The following is an 8,235-nucleotide window of genomic DNA, read 5'->3' as shown; positions in this document are numbered from 1 at the left end:
CGGTTCGACCCGTCCGGGCGGCACCCGCGGAGCACTCCGGCAGGGGCGCAGGTCAGGGCGTCAGGTAGCCGTGCGAGAACCCGGCGGCCACCGCCGCCGCCCGGTCGCTGACCCCGAGCTTGGCGTACATGTGCAGGAGGTGGGTCTTGACCGTCGCCTCGCTGATGAAGAGCTTCCGCGCGGCCTCGCGGTTCGTCGTCCCCTGGGCGACCAGTTCGAGGATCTCCAGCTCGCGCGCCGACAGCGGCGCGGGCGCCGGCCGTCGGACCTGGCCCATGAGCCGGGTCGCGATCGAGGGGGAGAGCACCGCCTGCCCCTGCGCGGCGGCCTCCACCGCGCGGAACAGCTCCTCCCGCGGCGCGTCCTTCAGCAGGTAGCCGGTGGCGCCGGCCTCGATGGCGGGCACCACGTCGCTGTCCGTGTCGTACGTGGTGAGCACCAGCACCCGCGAGGGCACGCCGCGCTTGGTCAGCTCCTTGATGGCGGTGACCCCGTCGGTCCTCGGCATCCGCAGGTCCATCAGGACCACGTCGGGCCGCAGCTCCTCCGCGGCGGCGATGGCCTCCGCGCCGTCACCGGCCTCGCCGAGCACCTCGAAGCGGGGGTCGGCCCGGAACATGCCCCGCAGCCCGTCCCGCACCACCGGATGATCGTCGACGATCAGCAGGGTGATCATTCCGCACCTCCCGCGGGGATGGCGGGGACGGCCGCCGAGATCGCCGTCCCGCCCCCCGGTTCCGACTCGATGGCCAGCCGCCCGGCGAGGCGCTGCACCCGCTGGCGCATGCCGAGGAGCCCGAACCCGCCGCTGGCGGACCCGTTGACCCGCTTGGCGCTCGGATCGAAGCCCACGCCGTCGTCCCGCACGTCGAGGGTGACCAGGTCCTCCATGTACGACAGGGTCAGGCCGACCCGGCCGGCCCGCGCGTGCTTGGCCACGTTGGCCAGCGCCTCCTGCGCGGTGCGCAGCAGTGTCACCTCGACCTCGGTGTGCATCGGCCGGGCGTCGCCGGTGGTGGTCAGCACCGCGTCGATGTGGTTGATCTCCGACCAGCGCCGGGCCACGTCGCCGATCGCGTCCGGGAGCCGGGCCTCGGCGAGCACCGCCGGCTCCACCGCGTGGACCGTCCGGCGGGCCTCGACGAGGCTCTCGCGGGCCAGGTTCGTCGCGTTCGCCAGGTGCTGGCGCAGCGTCGGGGGCTCGTCCAGGGTCTGCTCGGCGGCCTGGAGCTGGGTCAGTATGCCGGCCAGCCCCTGGGCCAGGGTGTCGTGGATCTCCCGCGCCATCCGCTGGCGTTCGTCCAGGACGCCCGCCTCGCGGGCCTGGACCATCAGCCGGGCGTGGAGGGCGGCGTTCTCCGCCAGCGCGGCCTCCAGCTTGGCGTTGGCCTCGTGCAGTTCGACGAGGGCCTGCTTCTGCTTGTCGTTGCGGTGGTCGGCCATCTCGACGAAGTAGAACAGCGCCCCGGCGAGCACCGCGGAGATCAGGCCGACGGCCAGCCACGCCCACCACATGTGGGCGTCGTTGATGCCGGCCACGCCCCCCATGAACGCCGCCGCCGAGATCATCGCGGTGACGGCGGCGCCGACGTACCGCCGGCGACCCCGCAGGTACTCGAACGCCTGGGGGTAGCCGACGAAGGTGAAGAGTCCGTACCAGGGCGCGACGCCCACCAGGGCGGCGGCCAGCAGCATCAGCCCGGTGTAGTACACGCCCATCAGCCGGCGGTTCTGCCGCCGTTCCGGGCGCAGCGTGCGGAAGCAGAGCATCCAGAGCGCGGCGGCGGCGGAGAGCCCGAGCACCAGGGTGAAGTGCATCGGCACCCGCCAGACCAGCTGGAGCAGGGTGATCACGGTGCTGATCGCCAGGAGGACGTACGGGAGCGCCTTGAAGGCCGCGAACTTCGTACGCTCCCAGTGATCGAACTCCGCGCGCAGCTCGGCCTCGATGCTCAACCCACTACTCCCAGCGGAAGTATCGCGCGGCCAGTCCGCCGGCCACGATCGTCCACCCCAGCATGGCGGCGAGGTGGATCAGCTGCGGCCAGTGCCCGGCGGTGGTGTCCTGCAATGATTGCACGCCGGCGCCGAGCGGAGTCAAGTCGCTGATGGTCAGCAGGACATCGTTCATCTTGGCGCGCGGCAGCCACAGGCCGGCGAAGAACACCAGCGGGAAGAAGACCAGCGAACCCATCGCGCTGGCGCTCCGGCCGGTCGGCGCGAGCGCGGCGACGAGCAGGCCGACCGCGAACATCGCCAGCGCCACCAGCAGGTAGCTGAGCAGGTAGGCGGGGAGCTTGCGGGGGAGGTCGACGTCGAACGCCAGCTTGCCGATGGTCAGCATGACCAGCATCGTCACCACGGACAGCACGGTGGCCATCAGCAGCTGCGCGCCGAGCATCACACCCGGCTTGACCGGGGTGGTCCGCATGCGCCGCAGCACACCCTTCTCCCGGTACGAGGCGAACAGTTGGGACAGGCCGCTGAGCGCGAACAGGGCGATGCCCATCGACACGACGATCGGCAGGTACAGGGTGATCGGCCGCACGTTGCCGAGCTCGGGGCTGTTCGCCCGCATCGAGGGGATCAGGCCGAGCACGACGAGCAGGATCGGGGCGAACGCGAGCGCGAAGAACACGACGATCGGCTCGCGGAGGAACAGCTTGGTCTCGGTGGCGGTGAGCCGGAGCAGGGGGGACACGGTGGGACTCCTCAGGATTCGACGGGGCGGCCGGTGAGCGCGACGAACGCGTCCTCCAGCGAGTTCTGCTCGACCCGCAGGTCGAGTGCGGTGATCCGCTGGCCGGCGAGCAGGGTGGTCACCGCGAGCAGCAGGTCCCCCCTGCCGGTCACGACGATCTGCGGGCCGGCCCACTCGACGGAGGTGACCTCGTCCAGTGCGGTCAGCCGGGTCTCGTCCAGCGGCCCGGACGGCCGGAACCGGATCCGCTGCCCCTTGTCGACCCGCGACACCAGGCCGCCCGGGGTGTCGATCGCGATGACCCGCCCGGTGTCGATCACGGCGAGCCGGTCGCAGAGCCGCTCCGCCTCCTCCATGAAGTGCGTGACCAGCAGGATCGTCACGCCCCGGTCGCGGATGCGCTCGATCAGGCCCCACACGTCGCGGCGCGCCTGCGGGTCGAGGCCGGTGGTGAGCTCGTCGAGCACCGCCACCTTCGGGGTGCCGAGCAGCGCGAGCGCGATCGACAGCCGCTGCTTCTGCCCGCCGGACAGCCGCCGGAACTGGGTGCCGAGCTTGCCGGTGAGGTTCAGGATCTCGGCCAGCTCGCGCCAGTCGGCCGGCTGGCGGTAGAAGGAGCTGTACAGCTCCAGCGCCTCGCCGACCTTGAGCTTGTCGGGCAGCTCGCTCTCCTGCAGCTGCGCGCCGAGCAGCTGCCGCAGCTCGCCGGTGTCGCGCTGCGGGTCGATGCCGCAGACGCTGATGGTGCCGCCGTCCGGGGTGCGCAGCCCCTCGATGCACTCGACGGTCGTGGTCTTGCCGGCCCCGTTGGGCCCCAGGATGCCGAAGATCTCGCCCTGCTCGACGGCGAAGCTGACCCCGTTCAGCACGGAGTTGTCGCCGTAGCGCTTGACGAGGCTGTCCACCTCGATGATTGCCATGGCATCAGCCTGGCAGTCGGCCCCGGTCCGCCGGATCGACTGGACGGCCAGACCTGGGGCGGGCGGCGGTGGATGCCCGGCATCAACCGATCGGTTGATGGCTGCTCGGCGGGGCCTGCGGCGGGGCCCGCTGCTGCTCAGCGGGCCCGGGCGCCGGATCCTCCAGGGTGCCACGCGGGCCGGTCCGGCGGAACCCCCGTGAACCGTCCTCCTGTTACCGCCGGAGGGAGTTCAGCCCTCGCCGTTCCACGACCGCCACAGCGCCGCGTAGGACCCGCCGGCGGCGACCAGTTCGTCATGGGTGCCCAGCTCGACGATGCGGCCGGACTCCATGACGGCGACGCGGTCCGCGTCGTGGGCGGTCTGCAGCCGGTGGGCGATGGAGACGACCGTCCGGTCCGAGCGCACGGCGGCCATCGCCCGCTCGGCCTGCCGCGCCGTGGTCGGGTCCAGCAGGGAGGTCGCCTCGTCGAGGATCAGGGTGTGGGGGTCGGCCAGGTGGACCCGGGCGAGGGTGAGCTGCTGGGCCTGCGCCGCGTCGAGTTCGACGCCGCCGGCCCCGAGCGCGCAGTCCAGCCGGCCCGGCAGGTCGTGCACCCAGCCGGCCTCGACCAGGGCGAGCGCGGCGAGGATCTCCTCGTCACCGGCGTCCGGGGCCGCCATGGTCATGTTGTCCCGGAGGGTGCCCATGAACACGTGGTGCTGCTGGGTGATGAGGACGATGCGGTCGCCCAGGCCGCCCGCCGCCGCCAGGTCGGCGACCGGCACGCCGCCGACCCGGACGTGTCCCGTGTCCGGGGCGTCGACCCCGGACAGCAGCCGGCCGAGGGTGGACTTCCCGGCGCCGGACGGGCCGACGACCGCGAGCCGCTCGCCCGGGCGGACCACCAGGTCGATGCCCTTGAGCACGTCCGGCGAGCCCGGGTAGGCGTACCGGACGCCGCGGACCTCGATCCGGTCGTCGGACGGCCGCCGGTCGAGCACCGGCGGATCCTCCGACACCAGGCCGACGCCCTTGATGCGGGCGAACGAGGCGCCGCTGCGCTGCAGTTGCTCCATCCAGTTGAGGGCGCGGTCGAGCGGGTCGACCAGCTGCCACATGTACAGGCTGCCGGCCACCACCGTGCCCAGGCCCACCGCGCCGTCGAGGTAGCCGAGGCCGCCGACCAGCAGGACGAGCGCCGTGGGCAGCGCGTGGGCGAACTCGGTGACGGGGAACAGCACGGTGCGCAGGAACAGGGTGCGCACGCCGGCCCGGTAGGCGGTGTCGATCGCCCGGTCCACGGTGAGGTCCTGGCGGGCGCCGAGCCCGAACGCCTCGACGGTGCGGGCGCCGTGGGCGGTCGCGTTGAGCGCCTCGGCGACACCGCCGTAGGCGGCGCCCTCGGCGAGGTAGGCGTCCCGGGCCCGGCGCAGGTACCAGCGGCCCACCGCCCAGACGACCGGCAGGCTCACCAGCGCGCACAGCCCGATCAGCGGGTCGAGCAGGAACGCGGCGCCGAGGACGAACAGCACCTGGACCGCGGCGATGAAGACGTCCGGGGCCGCGTTGCGCAGGGTGGCGGCCACCGTGCCCACGTCGAGGGAGGAGCGGGTCACCAGGTCGCCGGTGCCCACCCGCTCCGCGTACCGGCCGGGCAGCGCCAGCGTCCGGTCGACGACCTCCTCCCGCAGCCGGGCCAGGGCGCGCTCCCCGAACCGGTGCGAGAAGTAGCGCGCGAAGCGGGTCAGCAGCAGCTGGGCGAGGGCGAAGCCGAGCACCGCCGCCGCCAGCACGTCGACCTGGCCGACCGTCAGCTCGCCGTTCTCGACCCGGGTGACGATGCGGCCGAGGTACCACGGCGCGGCGACCCCGGCCAGGGCGGCGAGGCAGGTGAGGAGGAGGACCCCGCACATCGCCCGGCCGTCGTCGACGAGCAGGCGCCGGACGGCCCGCCGTACGGTCGCCCGGTCGGCGACGGGGAGCCGGTGGGGGTCGTCGTGGTCGTGGCTCATCGGGATGCTCCTTCCCGGGGCTCTGCGGTGGCGTCGGCCTCGGGGCGGGCTTCGACGTCGGGGCGGGCGTCGGGGTCCGGGCGGGCGTCGGGGTCGCCGCGGAGGACCAGCGCCGCGTAGGCGGGCTCGGTGGCGAGCAGTTCGCCGTGGGTGCCCGCGGCCCGGACCCTGCCGTCCACGAGGTGGCAGACCCGGTCGGCCCGGCCGAGGACCAGCGGGGAGGTGCCGACGACCAGGGTGGTGCGGCCGGCGCGGAAGGCGCCGAGCCGGGCGGCGACGGCGGCCTCGGTGAGCGCGTCCAGGGCCGAGGTGGGCTCGACGAGCAGCAGCACCTCGGGGTCGGCGAGCAGGGCCCGGGCCAGCCGCAGCCGCTGGAGCTGGCCGCCCGAGACGTTGCGGCCGCGGTCCTGGAGCGGTGCGTCCAGGCCGCCGGGCAGGAGGCCGACGAGGTCCTCGGCCGCCGCCGCGTGCAGCGCGCGCCCGATCTCCGCCGCCGTGCGCCCGCCGTGGACCGCCACCGCGGAGCCCAGGGTGCCGCCGAACACGTAGGACTCGTTGTCGGACACCAGGACGTGCCGGCGCAGCGCGGCCGTCTCCCACGCGGAGACCTCGACGCCGCCCCAGGCGGCGCCGGACGGGGTGTAGCCGGCCAGCCGGTCCACCACGGCGCGGGCCTCGTCGGCCCGCGCGGAGACCAGGGCCGTGACCTGCCCGGGGCGCAGCACCAGGCCCGACTCCGGGTCGTGCAGCTCCGCCGGACCGTCGGGCGGCGCCGTGCGGGTGCGCTCGCCGGAGGACTCGGGCCGCAGCGCCAGGATGTCGATGACGCGGCGGGCGGCGACGAGGCCGCGCGGGAGGTCGTCGGCGCCCTCGACGAAGAACGAGACGGGTGCCAGGAGGGCCGCCACGTACCCGTAGACGGCGACCAGTTCGCCGACCGTGATGTCGCCGGCCGCCGCCATCCGCGCGCCGAGCCAGGTCACCACGGCCAGGAAGACGACGGGCAGGCAGGCGCCCACCGCCTGCACCCAGCTGGTGAGCGAGGCCACCCGGTAGCCGAGCGGCACCAGCGCCCGGGAGCGCTGCCGGTAGCGCCCGGCGAACATCGGCTTGCCGCCGATGCCGTTCAGCACCCCGAGCCCGGCCACCAGGTCGCCGGCCAGGGCGGTCAGCGCCCCCTGCTCCTCGCGGTAGCGGCCCTCGGCGCCGTGCAGCCTCCCCATCAGCGGGCCGATGACCACGGCCAGCAGCGGGACGCCGAGCAGGACCACCGCGGCCAGGACGGGGGAGATCCGGACCAGCAGGACGGCGGCGGCGAGGTACGCGAGCACCGCTCCGACGCCGGGCCCGGTGATGGTCAGCGTCTGGGCGATCCGGCCGGTGTCACCGGCCTGCAGGTGCGTCAGCTCGCCGGCCGACACCTGGCGCGGCAGCGTCGTCCCCAGCCGGTTCACATGGCGGGTGACGGCCTGGACCGTCCGGAAGGCGGCGTCGGCCCGGATGAACGTCATCGTGCGGTGCCGCAGCATGCCGAGGACCGCGATCAGCGCCCCGACCGCGAGGACCACCGCCACCCAGCCGACCAGCGCCCCGGTGTCCCGCGCGCGCAGCCCGTCGTCGATCGTCCGCGACATCAGGTACGGCGGCAGCATCAGCGCGCACATCCACAGGCTCCCCCAGGTCGCGCCGAGCAGCACCCGCCTGCGCTGCATCGACACGAGCCACCAGAGGTACCGCAGCGGGCTCCGGTGGTCGGGCGTTCCGGGGTCGGTGTACGGGACCCGGCGGGTACCCGTGGGCAGGTCCGGTCCGTCGGTCATCGCGCTCCGTCCTTGGGCAGGTTCGCCGGGCCCCGGGACGACGTCCTGGCGGCGCTGCCCTGTCGGACTCCGGCGGAGACGGCCGGCCCCGGACGCGAACTGCCACACACCGACGGCGGGGTGGCGCCCGGAAGCGGTCACGGCGCCGCCCGCGTGCCGGCGCCGCCGGAGCATTCGGCCGCCGAGCTGCCGGGATGCCACCGTACTCGAAGAAGTCCGCACGTGAACGGGCTGAGGAGGATTGTCCGGAAATCGGACTGCCCGACCACCCTCAGCGGACCGAGGTGTGACGGTCCGTCAGACACCGGCACGCGGGCGCCCCGGTGGCAGCGGGCGGGACTTGAAGGTTCACTTGCCGAGTGATTGAGAACCGTGTTTTCGCTGACGTGCTGATCGAGGGCCTGGACGACTGGGTCCCCATCGATCGGCTCCTCTGGGCCGCGAAGGAAGGAGCGGCGGGGCGCCCGTGGCAGGCGTTCTTCGTCGAACTGCTCCACTTCCTGGTGGGCAACGGCTCGATCCGGATCGGCGAACTCGCCGAGGAGGGGTTCGAGGCGTGGAACGGGGGGACGGACGAGATCGTCCAGCTGGTCGTCGACGACCTCGAACGCCTCGACTGGGACCCGAGGCTGGGCAGTCGTGCCTGGATCTCCAACACCGGCGCGGGAGACGAGCTCGCCCGGTCACTGACCGCCTGACCGCCTGACCGCGGGCCGTCGGTGACCCGCCTGCGCGAAGCGCCCCGCCGGGGTTTGCCGGCCCGGCGCGTAGCAAAAACCGGAGCACGTGTGCCCCCCCC

Annotated in this window: 7 protein-coding genes; 1 reads left to right on the top strand and 6 read right to left on the bottom strand. The window is 73.8% G+C overall.

The genetic code is table 11. The features are described from left to right. Nucleotides 1-52: 52 nt before the first annotated feature. The 6 genes from ACFRQN_RS38535 to ACFRQN_RS38510 form a co-directional block, all read right to left on the bottom strand. Nucleotides 53-676, bottom strand: a complete 624-nt coding sequence (locus ACFRQN_RS38535) for a response regulator transcription factor (RefSeq protein ID WP_049652923.1) — start codon at nucleotides 674-676, stop codon at nucleotides 53-55. Next, nucleotides 673-1,956, bottom strand: coding sequence for a sensor histidine kinase (locus ACFRQN_RS38530; protein WP_380745259.1), 1,284 nt, complete (start codon nucleotides 1,954-1,956; stop codon nucleotides 673-675). The genes ACFRQN_RS38535 and ACFRQN_RS38530 overlap by 4 nt, the downstream gene beginning before the upstream one ends. Nucleotides 1,957-1,960: 4 nt before the next feature. After that, nucleotides 1,961-2,701 (bottom strand): ABC transporter permease, encoded by a 741-nt coding sequence (locus tag ACFRQN_RS38525; protein WP_049652927.1) that lies wholly within the window; start codon nucleotides 2,699-2,701, stop codon nucleotides 1,961-1,963. A gap of 11 nt (nucleotides 2,702-2,712) precedes the next feature. Further along, nucleotides 2,713-3,621 carry an ABC transporter ATP-binding protein gene (locus ACFRQN_RS38520; RefSeq protein ID WP_049652929.1) on the bottom strand — a complete coding sequence of 303 codons (909 nt, stop codon included), beginning with the start codon at nucleotides 3,619-3,621 and terminating at the stop codon, nucleotides 2,713-2,715. A 231-nt stretch (nucleotides 3,622-3,852) separates the two neighbouring features. Continuing rightward, the gene (locus ACFRQN_RS38515; RefSeq protein WP_380745256.1) at nucleotides 3,853-5,616 is read right to left on the bottom strand and encodes an ABC transporter ATP-binding protein; all 1,764 of its coding nucleotides are present in this window, start codon (nucleotides 5,614-5,616) and stop codon (nucleotides 3,853-3,855) included. Next, nucleotides 5,613-7,436 carry an ABC transporter transmembrane domain-containing protein gene (locus ACFRQN_RS38510; protein WP_380745254.1) on the bottom strand — a complete coding sequence of 608 codons (1,824 nt, stop codon included), beginning with the start codon at nucleotides 7,434-7,436 and terminating at the stop codon, nucleotides 5,613-5,615. The genes ACFRQN_RS38515 and ACFRQN_RS38510 overlap by 4 nt, the downstream gene beginning before the upstream one ends. A 359-nt stretch (nucleotides 7,437-7,795) precedes the next feature. On the opposite strand from ACFRQN_RS38510, the gene ACFRQN_RS38505 reads away from it, so the two are divergent. Continuing rightward, a complete protein-coding gene (locus ACFRQN_RS38505) occupies nucleotides 7,796-8,134 on the top strand; it encodes a hypothetical protein (protein ID WP_147409225.1) in 339 nt (112 codons plus the stop codon). The last annotated feature ends 101 nt before the right edge of the window (nucleotides 8,135-8,235 follow it).

It is taken from the genome of Kitasatospora sp. NPDC056800 (assembly GCF_042789775.1).
Taxonomy (GTDB): Bacteria; Actinomycetota; Actinomycetes; order Streptomycetales; family Streptomycetaceae; genus Kitasatospora.
This window is presented reverse-complemented; position numbering and strand designations above follow the sequence as displayed.